At 71.0% G+C, this 18221-nt stretch carries 17 protein-coding genes, 1 tRNA gene and 1 pseudogene; 6 read left to right on the top strand and 13 right to left on the bottom strand.

Annotation, left to right across the window (positions count from 1 at the left end; translation table 11 throughout):
* Positions 1–39: 39 nt before the first annotated feature.
* Positions 40–489 (top strand): lamin tail domain-containing protein, encoded by a 450-nt coding sequence (locus ACZ3ZE_RS02920; protein ID WP_361163556.1) that lies wholly within the window; start codon positions 40–42, stop codon positions 487–489.
* On the opposite strand, the gene ACZ3ZE_RS02925 is transcribed toward ACZ3ZE_RS02920, so the two are convergent.
* On the bottom strand, positions 479–1108 hold the full coding sequence (locus ACZ3ZE_RS02925; protein WP_361163554.1) for a DUF4231 domain-containing protein: 630 nt from the start codon (positions 1106–1108) through the stop codon (positions 479–481). The genes ACZ3ZE_RS02920 and ACZ3ZE_RS02925 overlap by 11 nt on opposite strands.
* A 32-nt stretch (positions 1109–1140) precedes the next feature.
* Positions 1141–2091 carry an RNA polymerase sigma factor SigJ gene (sigJ, locus tag ACZ3ZE_RS02930; RefSeq protein WP_363292179.1) on the bottom strand — a complete coding sequence of 317 codons (951 nt, stop codon included), beginning with the start codon at positions 2089–2091 and terminating at the stop codon, positions 1141–1143.
* A gap of 73 nt (positions 2092–2164) precedes the next feature.
* Between sigJ and ACZ3ZE_RS02935 the strand changes: the two genes are divergently transcribed.
* Complete coding sequence (locus tag ACZ3ZE_RS02935) at positions 2165–2575, top strand: hypothetical protein (RefSeq protein ID WP_467257117.1); 411 nt, start codon at positions 2165–2167, stop codon at positions 2573–2575.
* A gap of 139 nt (positions 2576–2714) precedes the next feature.
* Here the strand turns inward: ACZ3ZE_RS02935 and ACZ3ZE_RS02940 are convergent.
* Positions 2715–2789, bottom strand: a tRNA-Val gene (locus tag ACZ3ZE_RS02940).
* A gap of 168 nt (positions 2790–2957) precedes the next feature.
* Here ACZ3ZE_RS02940 and ACZ3ZE_RS02945 point away from each other — a divergent pair.
* Positions 2958–4313: a hypothetical protein gene (locus ACZ3ZE_RS02945; RefSeq protein WP_467257119.1), complete on the top strand. Its 1356-nt coding sequence runs from the start codon at positions 2958–2960 to the stop codon at positions 4311–4313.
* A gap of 22 nt (positions 4314–4335) precedes the next feature.
* On the top strand, positions 4336–4548 hold the full coding sequence (locus tag ACZ3ZE_RS02950; protein ID WP_467257121.1) for an FmdB family zinc ribbon protein: 213 nt from the start codon (positions 4336–4338) through the stop codon (positions 4546–4548).
* 18 nt (positions 4549–4566) lie between these two features.
* On the opposite strand, the pseudogene ACZ3ZE_RS02955 reads toward ACZ3ZE_RS02950, so the two are convergent.
* The 4 genes and pseudogenes from ACZ3ZE_RS02955 to ACZ3ZE_RS02970 all read right to left on the bottom strand — a co-directional run.
* Positions 4567–4926, bottom strand: a pseudogene (locus ACZ3ZE_RS02955) (response regulator transcription factor); the annotation flags it as partial.
* A gap of 67 nt (positions 4927–4993) precedes the next feature.
* Positions 4994–5902, bottom strand: coding sequence for an HAD family hydrolase (locus tag ACZ3ZE_RS02960; protein ID WP_467257123.1), 909 nt, complete (start codon positions 5900–5902; stop codon positions 4994–4996).
* On the bottom strand, positions 5899–8382 hold the full coding sequence (locus ACZ3ZE_RS02965; protein WP_442303857.1) for a phosphoribosyltransferase: 2484 nt from the start codon (positions 8380–8382) through the stop codon (positions 5899–5901). The genes ACZ3ZE_RS02960 and ACZ3ZE_RS02965 overlap by 4 nt, the downstream gene beginning before the upstream one ends.
* Positions 8383–8402: 20 nt before the next feature.
* Positions 8403–9578: an HpcH/HpaI aldolase/citrate lyase family protein gene (locus ACZ3ZE_RS02970; RefSeq protein ID WP_361163544.1), complete on the bottom strand. Its 1176-nt coding sequence runs from the start codon at positions 9576–9578 to the stop codon at positions 8403–8405.
* Positions 9579–9732: 154 nt separating this feature from the next.
* Here ACZ3ZE_RS02970 and ACZ3ZE_RS02975 point away from each other — a divergent pair, with 154 nt between their 5' ends.
* Positions 9733–10608 carry a TerD family protein gene (locus ACZ3ZE_RS02975; protein WP_467257125.1) on the top strand — a complete coding sequence of 292 codons (876 nt, stop codon included), beginning with the start codon at positions 9733–9735 and terminating at the stop codon, positions 10606–10608.
* A 21-nt stretch (positions 10609–10629) separates the two neighbouring features.
* Here ACZ3ZE_RS02975 and ACZ3ZE_RS02980 read toward each other — a convergent pair whose 3' ends face one another.
* The 6 genes from ACZ3ZE_RS02980 to ACZ3ZE_RS03005 all read right to left on the bottom strand — a co-directional run bounded on the left by ACZ3ZE_RS02980 (position 10630) and on the right by ACZ3ZE_RS03005 (position 15071).
* Positions 10630–11364 carry a TerD family protein gene (locus ACZ3ZE_RS02980; RefSeq protein ID WP_361163540.1) on the bottom strand — a complete coding sequence of 245 codons (735 nt, stop codon included), beginning with the start codon at positions 11362–11364 and terminating at the stop codon, positions 10630–10632.
* 101 nt (positions 11365–11465) lie between these two features.
* Positions 11466–12614: a DUF475 domain-containing protein gene (locus ACZ3ZE_RS02985; protein WP_361163538.1), complete on the bottom strand. Its 1149-nt coding sequence runs from the start codon at positions 12612–12614 to the stop codon at positions 11466–11468.
* A gap of 28 nt (positions 12615–12642) precedes the next feature.
* Positions 12643–13218 (bottom strand): TerD family protein, encoded by a 576-nt coding sequence (locus ACZ3ZE_RS02990; RefSeq protein WP_361163536.1) that lies wholly within the window; start codon positions 13216–13218, stop codon positions 12643–12645.
* A 91-nt stretch (positions 13219–13309) separates the two neighbouring features.
* Positions 13310–13885 carry a TerD family protein gene (locus ACZ3ZE_RS02995; protein ID WP_361163534.1) on the bottom strand — a complete coding sequence of 192 codons (576 nt, stop codon included), beginning with the start codon at positions 13883–13885 and terminating at the stop codon, positions 13310–13312.
* Positions 13886–14024: 139 nt separating this feature from the next.
* Entirely contained in the window at positions 14025–14495 is a 471-nt protein-coding gene (locus tag ACZ3ZE_RS03000) for a peroxiredoxin (protein WP_361163532.1), read from the bottom strand.
* A 153-nt stretch (positions 14496–14648) separates the two neighbouring features.
* Complete coding sequence (locus ACZ3ZE_RS03005) at positions 14649–15071, bottom strand: DUF3052 domain-containing protein (protein ID WP_361163530.1); 423 nt, start codon at positions 15069–15071, stop codon at positions 14649–14651.
* Between the two features lie 413 nt (positions 15072–15484).
* On the opposite strand from ACZ3ZE_RS03005, the gene aceE reads away from it, so the two are divergent.
* Positions 15485–18217, top strand: a complete 2733-nt coding sequence (gene aceE / locus ACZ3ZE_RS03010) for a pyruvate dehydrogenase (acetyl-transferring), homodimeric type (RefSeq protein ID WP_363291238.1) — start codon at positions 15485–15487, stop codon at positions 18215–18217.
* The last annotated feature ends 4 nt before the right edge of the window (positions 18218–18221 follow it).

The raw sequence follows: 18221 nt of genomic DNA on the forward strand, positions 1-18221 counted from the left end.
GTCACCACCGCATCCGCCCCACCACGCCAAGGGACACCCATGCTCCGTACGCGCACCGTCGCGGCCGCCGCCGCTGCCGCCGCAGCCGGCCTGCTCCTGCTGCCCTCGCCCGCCCAGGCGGCCGGCTCCGTCCACCTGTACAAGATCTACTACGACAGCCCGGGCTCGGACACCCGGAGCACGGCCAGCCTCAACGCCGAGTACGTGCAGATACGCAACACCACCGGCGCGGCGGTCAGCCTGCGGGGCTGGACGCTGACGGACGCGTCGAACCACAAGTACACCTTCGGCAACTTCACCCTCGGCAAGGGCAAGACGGTCACCGTCCGCACCGGCCGGGGCACGAACACCGCCGCCAACCTCTACCAGGGCCGCGGCGCGTACGTGTGGAACAACGACCGGGACACGGCGACGCTGCGCAAGTCCAACGGCGCGCGGATCGACACGTGCTCGTACAACTCGACCCGGGTCGACTACGTCATGTGCTGACGGCGGGACCGTCAGGCCCGGCCTGACCGGCTGGACCGTCGGAACCGGCTGAGCCGTTCGACTCCTTCGGCCCCTTCGGCCCCGTCGGCCCCGTCGGGCTCTCCTCGCGCTGCGAGGGGAGCCCGTACTGCTGCAGCTCGGTGCTGACCTGCCCGCCGAGGGTCATGACGTTGAGCGTGGCCGAGTTCTCGCTGGCGATCGCCTTCTCCACGCGCGCGACCAGCGTCGTGAAGGAGTCCCGGTCCGAGAGCCGGTGGTACGGCCCGACGCGGGCGGCGAAATAGACCCGCTCGTGGCCGAGCAGCTGCTCGGTCGACCGGTAGTTCTTCCACTGCTCGCGATAGCGGTAGACGCTCTCCAGCGACACGGACGCCACCACGACCAGACTGATCACGGTCGCGGTGATCCGCGCGAACCCGAGGTCGAGGTTGACGAGCACGGGCACGAGCGCGCCCCCGACCACCGAGACGGTACGCATCCGCAGATGCATCGCCTTCATCTTGGTGGCCTTGCGGTCGTACCACTCCTGGTACTGCGTGAGCCGCGTCTCCACGTACATCTGCGGCGTCATCTCACCGCTCGGCGCCCCGACTTCGGGCGCGTCCCCCACCTGATCCATGCGGGGAGTACACCGCCGCGCCCGTCCACGAGTCAACCCGCGCCGACCGCCCGCCCCTCACGGCCCCAGGGCCGGAGCTTCTCCGGATTGCGCACCACCCAGATCCGCCGGACCCTGCCGTCCTCCTCGCCGAGGTCGAACGCGGCGACGGTCACGATGACGTCGCCGAGCTGGGCGACGAGACCGGGCCGGCCGTTGACCGAGCGTTCCAGGAGCCGTAGTCCGGGGGCCTTGCCGGCGATGAAGAGCAGGTAGTCGGCGATCCGGCCGCCGCCCTCGACCGGACGCAGGACGGTGCCGACGAGGCCGCCGCCGTCGGCGGTCATGACGGCGTCGGGATCGAGCAGCCCGACGAGCGCCTCGATGTTCTTCGCCTCCCACGCCTCCTTGAACTCCCGCACCACACCCGCCTGTCCGGCGACGGCGGGGACGGCGGGCGCCTTGGCGGCGCCGATCCGACGGCGCGCGGAGGAGGCCAGCTGACGGCAGGCCGCGGGCGTCCGGCCGACGATCGCGGCGACCTCGGCGAAGGGGTACCCGAAGACGTCGTGGAGGACGAAGGCGACGCGCTCGGCGGGCGTCATCGCCTCCAGGACGACGAGGAAGGCCATGTTGACGGACTCGTCCAGGGTCACCCGGTCCGCGGGATCCGAGACCGTACCGCCACCCCACTCCGTACGGTCGGGCAACGGCTCCGGCAGCCAGGCACCGACGTACCGCTCCCGCCGGACGCGCGCCGAACCGAGCAGATCGAGACAGACCCGCCCGGCCACGGTGGTCAGCCAGGCCCCCGGCGCCCGCACGGCCGCCCGCCGCTCCGGCGGCATCGCGTACCAGCGGGCGTACGTCTCCTGGACGGCGTCCTCAGCCTCGGCGAGCGACCCGAGCAGCCGGTAGGCGAGATCGGTGAGCCGCCGCCGCTCCGAGACGAGCACGCCGACGTCACCCCCGTCCAGACCGGCCGTACGACCCCCACCTGACATTCCCCACCCCTACGTCGTCGAACTACCGAGAAGGTACCGACCGACCACCACGAGACAGAACAGAGGCCACAAGGTGACCACGCAGACAACCCAGCCGACCCAGTCCGGTTCATCCCCCCGCCCGACGATCACCTTCCTCCGCGTCACGGCGGCCCTGCAGACCCTCACCCTCTTCTTCCAGGCGACGACGGCGGGCATCCTGCTGACCTCCTCGCACGGCGAGCTGCTGCACGGCATAGGAGCACGCGTGATGTACGGCGCGTCGATGCTCTACCTGCTCGCGGCGATCCTGGCGTGGCGCCCGGGCGGCGGCAGCCCGCGCCCCATCCTGTACGCGACCGGCTTCCTGCTCCTGGCCTCGGCGCAGGTGATCCTGGGCATCGCACGCGTACCGTCGGTGCATGTACCGCTGGGCGTCCTGATGTTCGGCCTGAGCGTCCTGACACTGGCCGCCCACGCGATCTCCCCGAGGAGAACCCACTGACCCGCCGGGACCGGCGACCGCCCTCCGCGTGGGGCGAACCCCGTGATCGTCCGGGGATCTTCAGGAGCCCCTACGAACGCCAAGGGCCCCGCTCCGATGGATGGAACATCATCCGAGCAGGGCCCTTGGGCGGTTTCGCTGGTGGGCGCGGACGGTTTCGAACCGCCGACATCTGCTTTGTAAGAGCAGCGCTCTACCCCTGAGCTACGCACCCGTGGAGTGAAGCAACAGCGTACATGGCGGACCCGTGGGGATCGCAAACCGATGGGGGGTGGGGAAGTCGGTGGGGGTTCGGGTGAACTGGACGGGTCGTGTCTTCGTCAGTAGCGGGTGGGAGAATGTAGCGGACCGGGCAGGGCGGACACAGCACGGGAGAGGGAACGTGGCGGCGACCGAGGACAGGGGCGGGGCGACGCCCGGGATCACCAGTGTGGTTCGGCTGGGGGTCGCCTTGCCGCTGCTTGTCGTCGCGCTGTTGCCGGGCGCCTTCGCCGGGGGTGGGACCCGGCGGTGGTTCGGGGGGCGGGACGAGAGCCGGCGGGCCGAGGCGCAGGCCGCGAAGGATGCCGCCGCGGCGGCCTTCTACGAGCTGGACACCGCGCAGCGCGGGCTGCGGATCTCCATCGAGACGATCACCGCCGCCGACGACTCCGCCGACGCCCGGCGTGCGGTGGAGGGGTTCGCCGCGCTGGGGCGGCGGATCGACGAGGTCAGCCATGTCTACATCGAGGCCGTCGACGGGCATGATCTCGATCGGGTCGAGCTCGACGCCGCCGCCGCCGGGCGGGCCAAGGTCGAGCTGGAGCGGGCCCGGGACCAGCTGGTCGGGGTCAAGGGCGAGCTCGACCGGTTCGAGCAGGGGCTCGCGCCGCTGATCGACCGGGCGGAGACCCAGCTGGCCCGGCTCGCCCCCGCCGTCGAGCGGGCCCGGCAGGCGCTGCGCGGGGCGGCGGTCGCGCTCGACGCCACCAGGGAGCAGGGGTTCCGGGCGGACGAGCTCGCGCGGCGGCTCGCGCTGCTCGGGCCCGAGCTGACCCGGCTCAACGAAGGCGCCGGGCGGCACGGCGTCGCCGAGACGCTCCAGCGGGCCGACCGGATGCTCCGGGAGGCCGAGGCGGTGCGTGCCGAGGCGGTACGGGTGCCCGAGCGGGCCGCCGAGATCGACAAGCGGCTCGTCTCGCTCCGTACCCGCGCCCAGGCCCTCGCCACCCGCGCCGACGGCGTCGAGCCGGTCCTGTCCGAGCTGCGCCGCCGGTTCTCGGCCGCCTGCTGGCAGGACCTCCAGCATGTGCCCGAGGAGGCCGCCACCGCCGCCCGCCAGGCCGAGGAGCGGCTGGCCGAGGCCGTCAAGGCGCGCGACGAGCAGCGCTGGCCCGACGCCACCTCGCTGCTCGCCACCGCCCGCGCCCTGCTCAACACCGCCGACGAGGGCGTGGCCGCCGCCGGGGAGCGGCTGCGCCGCCTGAACGCCGTCGCCAAGGACCCGCAGGCCGAGATCGACCGCACCCGCTTCGCCGTACGGGACGCCCAGCGGCTCGCCATGGCGGGGCGCTCCACCCCCGATCCCCGACACGCCCGGCCCCTCGACGAGGCCGTCGCCCGGATCGACCGGGCCGTGGGCACCCTCGACAGCGGGCGGCATCCCGACTACTGGGCCTTCCTGAGCGAGCTGGAGGCGATCCGGGCCGCGGCCGGCCGGGTCGTCGAACAGATCCGGGAGGAGCGGGGAAAGCCGTAGGGGTACGCCGTAACCTGTGTCCATGCCTCGTTACGAGTACCGCTGCCGGACCTGCGGCGACACCTTCGAGCTCAGCCGTCCCATGGCCGAGTCGTCCGCCCCCGCCGCCTGCCCCTCCGGGCACGACGACACCGTCAAGCTGCTCTCCGCCGTCGCGGTCGGCGGCGGGAAGGGTTCCGCGCCCGCGCCCGGCGGGGGCGGGGGCGGGTGCTGCGGCGGAGGCTGCTGCGGCTGACGCCCGCCGGGCGGTCCTTCAGCTGTCCAGGTAGCGCAGGACCGCCAGGACCCGCTTGCTGTAGCCCTCGCTGCGGCCCGTCAGCTCCAGCTTGTCGAAGATCGCGTTGATGTGTTTCTCCACCGCGCTCAACGACACGTGCAGCCGTGCCGCCACGGTCGCGTTGGTGTGGCCCTGCGCCATCGCCGCGAGGACCTCCCCTTCCCGGGGGGTGAGGCGGGCCAGCGGGTCGGTGTGGGAGGAGTGGACGAGGAGCCGCCGGACGACCTCCGGGTCGAAGGCGGTCCGCCCCTCCCCGACCCGTTCCAGCGCCTCCAGGAACTCGTCGACCTGCGCCACCCGGTCCTTGAGCAGATAGCCGACACCGCCCCGGGCCCCGGGACCGGCCCCTGTCCCGGCCCCGGTCCCGGTCCCGGTCTGGTCACCTTCCCGGGCGTACGGGCCGTCAGGCCGGGTCCGGGAGCGCGGCGGGCGCGCCGTTGAGGCGGGGTGCGGTGTGGGCCCGGGCCGTGGTCCGGAAGCGGCGCAGGATCTCCTCGCCCGCCGCCACGCCCCGTTCGGCCAGGGCCTCCACGTGCGGCGCCGTCCAGTCGGCGTCGGCGAGTTCGCCGTGGCCCGGGCGCCAGCCCCGGTCGGCGGCGAGGAGGAGGTCGGCGTCGAGGAGGGAGTCGCCCGCGGCGAGGGTGAGGGTGGCGCCGGTGCGGCGGGCGACCTCGCGTACGGCCGCGCTCTTGGTGAGCGGCCGGGGCACGGCGTACACCTTGCGGCCCTGGAGCGAGACGGTCCAGCCGCGCTCGCCGGCCCACTCGGTGAAGCGGGCGAGCCACTCCTCGGGCAGCCGCTCCCGTTCGACGACGAGGTAGGCGAACAGGTCCTCGGCGACGCGGTGCTTGCGCACCCAGGACAGGTCGGTGGTGGCGGTGAAGTAGGCGCGGACCTCGGAGAGCGGGGCGCAGGACTCGGCGACCCGGCGGAGCACCTCCGCGTGCCAGGCGGGGTCGGTGACGCCGTCGACGAGCAGGTGCCCGCCGTTGGCGCAGATCGCGTACTTCGGCTGCGTGTCGCCGGGCAGCCGGATGCGCTGGTACTGCTTGCGGGTCCGGGTGGTGGCCGGGACGAAGACCGTCTCGGCGGCCAGCGCGCGCAGTTCGTCGGCGGCGCTCTCGGTCAGGTACGAGAGCGGCTTGGACTCGTGGACCTCCACGCACAGCAGCCGGGGCGCCTGGGCGTCGGGCATGCCGAGGGAGAGGGCGGCCGTGGAGTAGATGAGGGTGCGGTCGAGGTCGCTGGCGACCAGGACGGTGGACGCGGAGCCGGAGGGCTCGGACCCGGCGGGCTTCGGGATCGCGTTCATCGGGTCGCCACCGCCGTGCCGTCGGCGCCGGTCGCCCCGCGCGTGTACTGGGGGTGGATCAGTCCGACGCAGCTGTACGGCAGGTCGTCGACCTCCTCGACCGGTACGCCCCGCTGTTCGGCGAGCAGCCTCACGTGGGCCAGGTCGGCGCTCGCGCCCCGCTTGGCCAGGATCTTCCAGGGGACCCGGCGCAGCAGTACCCGGGTGGTCTCGCCGACGCCCGGCTTGACCAGGTTCACGTCGTGGATGCCGTACTCCTCGCTGATCCGCTCGACGGCGCTCCAGCCCTCCCAGGTGGGGGTGCGGTCGGTGGCGAGCAGCTTGGTGACGTCCTCGTCGACGTCGGCGGCGACCTCGTCGAAGCGGGCCGCGACGGCGTCGAGGAAGGCGCCGGAGACGTCCGCGCCGGCCAGCTCCCGGTAGAACTTGGCGCCGTGGAAGTCGTGCGGGCCGACCAGGTCGGAGCGCAGGACCGTGCGCGAGATCAGGCCGGAGACCGTGGAGTTGAGGCAGGCGGAGGGGATGAGGAAGTCCTCGCGGGTGCCGTAGACGCGGACGCAGGAGCCGGGGTCGGCGAGGACCGCGACCTCCGGGTCGAAGCCGTCGAACTCCTTGAGCGCTTCGGCGAGTTCGCGTGTGATGGCGCCCTTTCCGGTCCAGCCGTCGACGAAGACGACATCGGCCGGGTCGTGGTGGGCGGCGAGCCAGCGCAGCGCGTTGGCGTCGATGCCGCGGCCGCGCACGATGGAGACGGCGTAGTGCGGGAGCTCCAGGCCGTGCCGGTGCAGTGCCCAGCGGCGCATCAGGACGCCGACGGGGGTGCCGGCCCGGGCGAGGGAGACCAGGACGGGCCGCTTGCCGCGCTCGGCGAGGACCGTCTCGGTGACGGTGCCGACGGCCCGGGCGATCCGGGCGGCGGAGCCGTCCAGGGCGGCCTGGAACAGCTCCTGGTACCGCTCGCTGGGCTGGTACTCGACCGGCAGCGACTCGGCGTAGTGCGCGCCGCCGCTCTGGATGGCCTCCTCCCGCTCCTCGGTCGGGGCCTCCAGCTCCACGTCCGAGAGGTCCTGGAGCAGCCAGCCGACCTCCTCGGGCGCGTACGAGGAGAAGGCGGGGCCGCGGAGGGGCTCGGGCAGCATGGAGCTCCTTTCGGGAGCTTCGGTGACCTGGGGGGTGTACGAGGGGACGACGGCCAGCACGACCCGGGGTATGTGGGCCGCGAGCTGGGCGAGGAGTCCGTCCGGCGCGTGCAGTTCCGGGGTGTCGGCGACCGAGTCGACGACGGCGACGACCGCGTCGAAGCCGCCGCCGGCCACGTTGTACGCGTACCGCTCGCCGGGGCCGTCGGCGGGCCGGTCGTGCGCCGGGAAGACCAGCCGGGTCCTTATGGCGTAGCCGGGGTCGTCGACGGCGAGGACGGGCGAGCGGGTGGTGGTCGAGTAGCGCACCTCGGCGGCGCCGGTCCGCTCCAGCTCACCGGCGAGGCGCAGCGGGGTGTACATGAGCTCCTCGAAGCCGAGGACGAGGACGCGGGGGGCGTGGGCGGGGGCGGCCTGGGCGGGGGTGATCCGGGCGGGCGAATCGCCTGCGCCGTCCTCCAGCGCCTCCGCTATCCGTGCCGCCATCGCGGGCAGGGCCGCCTCCAGGCGTTCCCGGTGCTCGGGGGTGAAGCCGTGGCGGCCGCCGTCGGGCAGGCCGGCCGGCCAGTCGAGGGCGATCCGCCGGGGCCGGGGCGCGGGTCCGGTGGGCGGGGCGGTCGGTGCGGCGGGGGCGGTGGTCTCGTGGCGGGCGACGAGTGCCTGGCCCTGGGCGAGGACGCCGTCCGGGAGGTCCACGGTGCCCGCGGCGAGGGTGATCAGGTCGACGCGGGCGCCGAGGGCGTCGGCGAAGGCGGTGAGCCGGGCCCGGTCGGCGGGGGTGCGCATGTCGACGAGGGCGACGACCACGTACCGGTCGCGGGGGTGGCGTTCGTGCAGGTCACGGATGGTGTTGAGGACCGTGTTGCCGGTGGAGAACTCGTCGTCGACGAGGACCAGCGGGCCGTCTCCGGCGAGCAGTTTGGGGTCCTCGGGGAGCAGCAGGTGGGAGGTGGCGTGGGAGTGGGACTCCTCGAAGCCGCCCGCGGTGGCGACGCCGTCGACGGGGCGCCGGGTGGAGTGGAGGTACGGGGCGAGGGCGAGGCCGTCGGCGACGCTGTGGCCGAGGCCGGTGGCGGTCTCGGCGTACCCGAGGACGACGGCCCGTGCCGCCTCCTCGTCGCCGAGCAGGCGCCGTACCCGTACGCCCAGGTCGTGGCCGGCGTCCCGGACGACCGAGGGGCGCTGCGGCACGTGCTTGCCGAGCACGTTGGAGACCAGCAGATGCGCCCGCTTGGGGTTGCGGCGCAGTGCGAGGCCCAGCAGGCCCGGCAGCTCCTTGTCGCCGATCAGTTCGACGCCCAGTCGCTCCGCGACCCAGGTTCCCGACCACACCGTTTCCATCGGAGTTCTTCAGCCTTCCGTCAGCCGGCGAGGCCGGCGGTGAGCAGCTCCACGAAGCCGACGTCCTCGCGCGCGACGCCGAAGACCTCGGCGCGCAGCAGGGTCCGTTCGGCCCACGCGCGGTGCGGCTTCACCTCGTTCATCTTGTTCGTGTACGCGGAGCGGAGCACCCCGCCACCGCCGCGTTCCGGCCGCAGGATGTCCTGGGCGTCGCTGAACTCCTCGTGGCTGACCACGGAGAGGGCGTGCACGGGGGGCACGTGGGTGGGGTGGATGCAGGTCTTGCCGAGCAGGCCGTTGGCGCGGTCGAGTTCGATCTCGCGCAGCAGTCCGTCGAGGTCGTGCTCGATGAGCGCGGTGCGCAGGTCCTCGGCGCGGCCCTCCAGGAAGGGGCTGCGGCGGAGCTGCGGCTTGAACATGCGCTCGCCGGGGCGGAAGTACTCCCAGACGGGGCCGGTGATGGTGAAGCCGGTGCCGTCGGAGCGGCCGAGGACGTTGACGACGTCGGCGATGACGTCGGCGACCAGCTTGACGTCGTACGCGGTCATGTCGGGGGAGCGGCGCAGCCCGTAGTGGGAGCAGAAGTCGGTGACGCCGAGGCGCAGGGCGAGGACGCGGTCGCGGTACTTGCCGGTGATCGAGGCGATGCCGGCCAGGGTCTCGGCCCGGGTCTCCAGGTGGAGGAGCTCGGAGGACTCCAGGACGGGCATGGCGAAGAGGCGGCGGCCGCAGTTCCGCTCGGCGGCGGCGAGCGCTTCGAGGAAGGCGCGGCCCCGGTTCTCGGTGAATTTGGGGAGTACGAATCCGGACAGCAGGCGAACCGTTTCACCGAGGCGGTCGACGAGGTCGGTGATCTGGCCGGGTTCGCGGACCCGGATGAAGAGCAGGGGCAGGTCGGTGCCGTCCGGGCCGCTGCCGGCGGCGAGGTCGGCGAACTGCCGGACGAGGTTGGTCTCGCCCGCCTCCACCTCGGCGTCGCTGATGGAGTCCTCCAGGCAGAGCACCATGGAGGCCACTCCCCGTGTGACCTGTTTGCGCACGTCGTCGGCGAGCCGCGGCCGGGTGGCCGGGCTGTAGAGCGTGGCACCCAGGGCCACGGCGAGCGTGCGCGCGGCGGAGTCGGCCGTGAACGCGGCCGGCTCCTGATGGAACAGCCTGGTCCGCGTGGCGACCGGGATGTGCCCGAAATGACGCATGTATCTCCCCCGACTGGCCCGGGAAGCCCTGATGAGATGTGGCCGGTAATAGTACGTAGGTGAGGGTGTCCGGAGTTCCCCACGTGCGTGAAGTTCAGGTAACTCGTCCGTATCCGGCCCCCCGCGTTGTCCGGAAGGCGGCCGGGCAGGAATGATGACGGGCATGACGCACGCGATGCTGAAGGGCTCCAACGTCCCTCTCGACACCGCGGCCGTACGGGCCGTGCTCCGCTGGACTCCGGGCCCCGGGGTGCCCGACGTGGACGCCTCGGCGCTGCTGCTCGGCGTGGACGGGCGCGTGCGGTCCGACGAGGACTTCATCTTCTACAACCAGCTCCGGCATCCGTCGGGGCTGGTGCGCAGGCTGCCCCACAAGAAGCGGGTGCCGGAGGGGCTCACCGACACGGTGGAGGCCGACCTGGGCGTCCTCGACGCCTCGGTCGACCGGGTGGTGCTCGCGGCCTCATCGGACGGTGACACCTTCCGTTCGGTCTCCGACCTGCGGATCCTGCTGTACGACGGGGCGCCGGGCGCCGGTGACCGGGACCCCCTGGCGGTCTTCGACGTGTCGGCGGAGACCGGCGAGGAGACCGCGATCATCTGCGGTGAGCTGTACCGGCGCGGGGACGGCTGGAAGTTCCGGGCGGTCGGTCAGGGCTATCCGACCGGCCTGGTGGGTCTCGCGACGGACTTCGGGGTCTCGGTCGACGATTCCGTCGAAGGAGTGGCTGGAGGGGCTGGAGGGGCCGGAGGGGCCGAGGGCCCCGAGGACGGCGGGCCGCGGGACGCCCCGGCGGCCGGGCACGACCCCGACGCGACGATGGTGCAGCCGATCGAGGCGGTGCGGGGCCCGGCGGGCCCGGTGACCCCGCCGCCTGTCCCGGTCGTGCCGCCGCAGCCGGCCGCTCCCCCGCTCCCGGCGACGGCGCCGGTGCCCGCCCCGGTGCCGGCCACGCCGCCGGCGTACGGCTATCCGCAGCCGGTGCGCGAGTTCCGGATGCCTCCGATGGGGCCGCAGTTCGTCCGGTGACCCCGGGGGGCCGGACGGGCGTCAGGTCTTCGACTTGTAGCCGCGGCCCCACTGGAGGCCCCAGCCGTACAGCCGGTCCAGCTCGGCCTGGAAGCCGTACACGAACCGCACCTCGCGGCGGACGGTCAGCTCGCCCTTGATGTTCTCGACGCTGAAGACCGCGCAGGAGCGGGCCTGCGGGGCGTGCTCGTCCAGCTCGATCTCGATCCGCGGGCCGTTGCTCGGGTAGAGCGTGACCTTGGCGTGGGTGCGGTCGAAGGCCGGTGTCTGGTCGTAGATGTAGACGAAGAAGAGCAGGCGCTTGATCTCGTCCACGTGGTCGAGGTTGACGAAGATCGTCTCGCCGGAGGGCGCCCCGAAGCGGTCGTCGCCGCTGAGCCGGACGTACGGCGGTTCGTTCAGCTCGCCCATGAAGCCGCCGAGCGGCTGCACCACGCCCTTGCTGCCGTCGGCCATCTCGTAGAGGCAGCCGAGGTCGAGGTCGACGTTGACGACGCCCTGGGTGTGCGCCTGGACCTCCTCGGGCTTGAAGAGCCGCGAGGGGTGGCGCAGCAGGCTGCCGGACTGGCGGGGGCGGCCTCCGATGTCGGAGGTGCGCATGCGCCAGGAGAGGTTGACCCGGAGGTTGCCCGTGGCGGCGCCCTGCTTGCTGAGGGAGATCGTGGGGCGGCGTCTGGTCAGGTCGATGGAGTGCGAGCCGGTACCCGCCGCGAACTCGTCCACCCGGCCCGGAAACAGGTTGTCCCAGAAGGCCATGCGCCTTCACCCCCCACTCGTCGCCCACCCCTGACACACGCCGCGGGGCGGCCGGGTGCACCGGCCGCCCCGCAGTGAAGCGTTCCTCATTGTCGGGGGTGTCACACCCCCGACGGCACCCCGGTCTTGTCGTCCGAGGAATCGGCGTTCCCGCCTGCCGCGGCGAGCGCCTTGTTGCGCCGTACGGAGGACCAGAAGGACCAGCCGATGAGGGCGACGCCGATGCCGCCGGTGACGATCTCGGGGATCTCGTACTGGATGGTGACCATGAGGACCACGGCCAGGGCGCCGATCGCGTAGTGGGCGCCGTGCTCCAGGTAGACGTAGTCGTCGAGGGTGCCCTGGCGGACCAGGTAGACGGTGAGCGAACGCACGTACATGGCGCCGACGCCGAGGCCGAGGGCCATCAGGACGATGTCGTTGGTGATGGCGAAGGCGCCGATGACGCCGTCGAAGGAGAAGGAGGCGTCGAGGACCTCCAGGTAGAGGAACATGAAGAACGCGGCCTTGCCGGCGAGCTGGACCGCGGAAACCTTCTTGCCGCTGCGCTTGGCCGCTTCCTCGGCCTCGTGCTCGCGCTCCTCTTCCTCCTCCAGCTTGTTCTCGAAGTAGCCGGAGAGACCGCCGACGATCAGGTACGTGATGAGGCCGGCGATGCCGGAGATCAGGACCGTCTGGGCCTTGTCGACGTGCGCGCCGCCGTGCTGGTGGGCGTGGGTCGCGAAGGTCATCGAGGTGACGAGCAGGACGATCAGGGCGATGCAGACCGACAGCATGTCGACCTTGCCCAGCTTGGCGAGCGGGCGCTCGATCCAGCGCAGCCACTGGATGTCACGGTCCTCGAAGATGAAGTCGAGGAAGATCATCAGGAGGAACATGCCACCGAAGGCGGCGATCGACGGGTGCGCGTCGGTGACCAGTTCCTGGTAACGGTCGGCGTCGTTCAGCGCGAGGTCGACGGCCTCGATGGGGCCGATCTTGGCGCTGATCGCGACGATCACGACGGGGAAGACCAGCCGCATGCCGAAGACGGCGATGAGCACACCGATCGTGAGGAAGATCTTCTGCCAGAAGGCGTTCATCTTCTTCAGGATTCCGGCGTTGACCACCGCGTTGTCGAAGGACAGCGAGATCTCGAGGATGCAGAGGATCGCGACGACCCCGAATGCCTCCCACCCCCCGTAGATCACGGCTGCGACCAGACCGAGCGCAGTGATCGCGAACGACCAGCCGAAGGTTTTCAGAACCACTGTCTACCCCATCGTTGATAACGCGGCTTTACGAAACGTTGACCCCGAAGTCTAGAGCGATGCCCCGGAGGCCCGACGCGTACCCCTGTCCCACCGCCCGGAACTTCCATTCGCCGTTGTACCGGTAGAGCTCGCCGAAGATCATCGCGGTCTCCGTGGAGGCGTCCTCGGAGAGGTCGTAGCGGGCGAGTTCCTGGCCGTCGGTCTGGTTCACGACGCGGATGAACGCGTTCGCCACCTGGCCGAACGACTGGCCCCGGTTGTCGGCCTCGTGGATCGAGACGGGGAAGATGATCTTGTCGCAGTGGGCCGGGACCTTGTGGAGGTCCACGATGAGCGACTCGTCGTCGCCGTCACCCTCACCGGTGAGGTTGTCGCCGGTGTGTTCGACCGAGCCTTCGGGGCTCGTGAGGTTGTTGTAGAAGACGAAGTACTCGTCGCCGAGCACCCGGCCCGACTGGCACAGCAGCGCGCTGGCGTCGAGGTCGAAGGGGGCTCCGGTGGTGGAGCGCGCGTCCCAGCCGAGACCCACCAGGACCCGGGTGAGGTTGGGTGCGGCCTTGGAGAGGGAGACATTGCCTCCCTTGGCGAGCGTGACGCCCATGACGGTGGTTCCTCCCCGGTGATGACTGCTGGTCAGGCACGTCCGGCGCCGCACGAGAGGGTGCGGCGCCGGACGGATGTGAAGGCGTCGGTCAGACGTTGACGCCGAAGTCCTGCGCGATGCCGCGCAGACCCGAGGCGTAGCCCTGGCCGACGGCGCGGAACTTCCACTCCGCACCGTTGCGGTACAGCTCGCCGAAGACCATGGCGGTCTCGGTCGAGGCGTCCTCGGAGAGGTCGTACCGCGCGATCTCGGCGCCGCCGGCCTGGTTCACGACGCGGATGAAGGCGTTGCGCACCTGGCCGAAGGACTGCTGCCGGTTGTCGGCGTCGTAGATCGAGACCGGGAAGACGATCTTGGCGACGTCCGCCGGGACATTGGCCAGGTCGACCTTGACCTGCTCGTCGTCACCCTCGCCCTCGCCGGTGAGGTTGTCACCGGTGTGCTCGACGGAGCCGTCGGCGCTCTTCAGGTTGTTGAAGAACACGAAGTCCTGGTCGTTGCGGACCTTGCCCTCCGCGTTCACCAGGATGGCGCTGGCGTCGAGGTCGAAGTCCGTACCGGTGGTGGTGCGGACGTCCCAGCCCAGACCGACGGTGACGGCGGTCAGGCCAGGGGCCTCCTTGGTCAGCGAGACGTTGCCGCCCTTGCTGAGGCTGACTCCCACGAGTCCCTCCATTGTTTTCCAGGGGTCGTGCCCCCAGTCGTGCGTTGGCATCGGATCAACGTCTGGATCCTAGTGACGGGTTCCCCGCACAAACAGACGTTTCGCCCGAGTGTTGGACCGGTAGCCCCCGGCCGGACCCTCAGAGGGCCGCGAGCGCCTTGATGTAGCCGTCGAGGTCACGGGCGTCCGGGAGGGCGTTGACGACCGACCAGCGGACCGTTCCCGCCCTGTCGATGACGAAGGTGCCGCGGACCGCGCAGCCCTTCTCCTCGTCGAACACGCCGTAGGCGCGGGAGGCCGCGCCGTGCGGCCAGAAGTCGGAGAGCAGCGGGAACTCCAGCCCCTCCTGCTCGCCGAAGACGCGCAGGGTGTGGATGGAGTCGTTGGAGACCGCCAGCAGCTGGGTGTCGTCGTTGACGAAGGTGTCCAGGTGGTCGCGGAGCTCGCGCAGCTCGCCGGTGCACACCCCGGTGAAGGCGAAGGGGTAGAAGAACAGCACCACGTTCCGGCTGTCCGGGGAGTCCCCGGAGAAGTCGGAGAGCCGCACGGTCCGCCCGTGGTTGTCCTTCAGCTCGAAGTCCGGGGCCTGGGCACCGATCTCGATCGCCATCACGTACGCATCCCTTCGCCCGGCGTCCCAGCGCTTGGTCCGATCCGGTGAAACCCACCCTAAGGGGCGGCGGGCACGCGTAGAGCCCCCGCCGGTCGTGACCGGCGGGGGCTCCGTGCAACGTACGGATTCAGCGCTTGGGGCTGATGAGATTCAGCGCTTGGGGCTGATGAGGCGAGTGCCCACCCAGTCCTTCGCGACGCTGATGCTCTTGGTCTGGGAGAGACCGGCGGTCTGCGCGGCATCGTTGATGTCGCTCGGCTCGATGTAGCCGTCGCGACCGGTCTTCGGGTTCAGCAGCCAGATCATGCCGCCGTCCTCCAGAAAACCGATGGCGTCCACCAGGGCGTCGGTGAGATCACCGTCCTCGTCACGGAACCACAGCAGTACGACGTCGGCGACGTCGTCGTAGTCCTCGTCCACGAGTTCCTGGCCGATGAGGGACTCGATGCCTTCACGGAGATCGTGGTCTACGTCGTCGTCGTAGCCGATCTCCTGGACCACCTGTCCGGGCTCGAACCCCAGCCTCGCTGCCGGGTTGGTCCGCTCCTCCGCGTGGTCCGCGGTCGCGCTCACGGCTTGCCTCCTGATCGTCTTCGGAAAAATGCTTCGGCCGCGCGCGTGCGCGCGGCGCTGGCCGTAGTCCACACGGGCCGGGGCGGATCGCGCAAGTGCCCGGCCATGGAGACCGCCGAAACGGTGACGTTTGGGGCCGTCTCGCCGCAACTTCCGGCGAGCGCCCGTCGCGCTCCGTGACGAATCATGCACGCTTCGCCCCGGATTACGGGACTCTGCGGCTTCAGTCTGCCGAACGTACTGACGAAACGCATGCGCGGGATGGGCGTAAGGTTGCGATTTGACCGAACAAGGCGCCTCGGGAGGGTTACCCCACGGTAAAGATGACGTTTGCCGTCGGCGGGGTACACGATGGTCATCCCGGCCTCCGCGGGTCCCTCCCCGTGGGCTCCACCGACCAGCGAAGGAACAGCGTGGCTTCCGCATCCGATCGCAACCCGATCATCATTGGCGGCCTTCCCAGCCAGGTCCCGGATTTCGATCCCGAAGAGACCCAGGAATGGCTCGACTCCCTGGACGCCGCCGTGGACGAGCGGGGCCGGGAGCGGGCCCGTTACCTCATGCTGCGGCTGATCGAGCGGGCCCGCGAGAAGCGGGTCGCGGTGCCCGAGATGCGCAGCACGGACTACGTCAACACGATCGCGACGAGGGACGAGCCCTTCTTCCCCGGCAACGAGGAGATCGAGCGCAAGGTCCTCAACGCCACCCGGTGGAACGCGGCCGTCATGGTCTCGCGCGCCCAGCGCCCCGGCATCGGCGTCGGCGGCCACATCGCGACCTTCGCGTCCTCCGCCTCGCTGTACGACGTCGGCTTCAACCACTTCTTCCGCGGCAAGGACGAGGGTGACGGCGGCGACCAGATCTTCTTCCAGGGGCACGCCTCCCCCGGCATCTACGCCCGCGCCTTCCTGCTGGACCGACTGAGCGAGACCCAGCTCGACGCGTTCCGCCAGGAGAAGTCGAAGTACCCGAACGGGCTGTCCTCGTACCCGCACCCGCGGCTGATGCCGGACTTCTGGGAGTTCCCGACCGTCTCGATGGGTCTCGGCCCGCTCGGCGCGATCTACCAGGCCCGGATGAACCGCTACATGGAGGCGCGCGGCATCGCGGACACCTCCAAGTCGCACGTGTGGGCCTTCCTCGGCGACGGCGAGATGGACGAGCCGGAGTCGCTCGGCCAGCTGACCATCGCGGCCCGGGAGAACCTGGACAACCTCACCTTCGTCGTCAACTGCAACCTGCAGCGCCTCGACGGCCCGGTGCGCGGCAACGGCAAGGTCATCCAGGAGCTGGAGTCGGTCTTCCGCGGCGCCGGCTGGAACGTCATCAAGCTGGTCTGGGACCGCTCCTGGGACCCGCTGCTCGCGCAGGACCGCGACGGCGTGCTCGTCAACCGGATGAACACCACGCCGGACGGGCAGTACCAGACGTACGCGACGGAGACCGGCGCGTACATCCGCGACCACTTCTTCGGCGACGACCAGCGGCTGCGGGCCATGGTCGAGAACATGACCGACGACCAGATCCTGCACCTGGGCCGCGGCGGTCACGACCACAAGAAGATCTTCGCCGCGTTCTCGGCGGCCAAGGCCCACAAGGGCCAGCCGACGGTGATCCTGGCCAAGACGGTCAAGGGCTGGACGCTGGGCCCCAACTTCGAGGGCCGCAACGCCACCCACCAGATGAAGAAGCTGACGGTCGACGACCTCAAGCGCTTCCGTGACCGGCTGCACATCCCGGTCACGGACAAGCAGCTGGAGGACGGCCTGCCGCCGTACTACCACCCGGGACGGAACTCCGAGGAGATCCAGTACATGCACGACCGCCGCAAGGCGCTCGGCGGGTACGTCCCGACCCGTGTGGTGCGCGCCAAGCCGCTGGCGCTGCCCGAGGACAAGACGTACGCCGCGGTGAAGAAGGGCTCCGGCCAGCAGTCGATCGCCACCACCATGGCCTTCGTCCGGCTGCTCAAGGACCTGATGCGGGACAAGGAGATCGGCAGGCGTTTCGTGCTGATCGCGCCGGACGAGTACCGCACCTTCGGCATGGACTCGTTCTTCCCGAGCGCCAAGATCTACAACCCGCTCGGGCAGCAGTACGAGGCCGTGGACCGCGAGCTGCTCCTCGCGTACAAGGAGTCCCCGACCGGTCAGATGCTGCACGACGGCATCTCGGAGGCCGGCTGCACGGCCTCGCTGATCGCCGCGGGCTCGGCGTACGCGACGCACGGCGAGCCGCTCATCCCGGTCTACGTCTTCTACTCGATGTTCGGCTTCCAGCGGACCGGCGACCAGTTCTGGCAGATGGCCGACCAGCTCGCGCGCGGCTTCGTGCTGGGCGCCACCGCCGGCCGCACCACGCTGACCGGTGAGGGCCTCCAGCACGCCGACGGCCACTCGCACCTGCTGGCCTCGACCAACCCGGGCTGTGTCGCGTACGACCCGGCCTTCGGCTTCGAGATCGCGCACATCGTGCAGGACGGTCTGCGGAGGATGTACGGCCCCCAGGCCGAGGACGTCTTCTACTACCTGACGGTCTACAACGAGCCGATCCAGCACCCGGCCGAGCCCGAGAACGTGGACGCCGAGGGCATCCTCAAGGGCATCTACCGCTACAAGGCCGGCGAGTCCGGGGCGATCCCCGCGCAGATCATGGCCTCCGGCGTCGGCGTGCCGTGGGCCCTGGAGGCCCAGCGGATCCTCGCCGAGGAGTGGAACGTGCGCGCCGACGTCTGGTCGGCCACGTCCTGGAACGAGCTGCGCCGCGAGGCCGTGGCCGTCGAGGAGCACAACCTGCTCCACCCGGACGAGGAGCAGCGCGTCCCGTACGTGACCCGCAAGCTGCAGGCGGCCCAGGGCCCGTTCGTGGCGGTCTCGGACTGGATGCGCTCGGTGCCGGACCAGATCTCCCGCTGGGTGCCGGGCCGTTACACCTCGCTGGGCGCGGACGGCTTCGGCTTCGCGGACACACGGGGCGCGGCCCGCCGCTTCTTCCACATCGACGCCCAGTCGATCGTGCTGGCGGTCCTCACCGAGCTGGCCCGCGACGGCAAGATCGACCGGTCGGCCCTGAAGCAGGCCGTGGACCGCTACCAGCTGCTCGACGTGTCGGCGGCGGACCCGGGCGCGGCGGGCGGCGACGCGTAACACG

Source organism: Streptomyces sp. NPDC023157, from assembly GCF_055560575.1.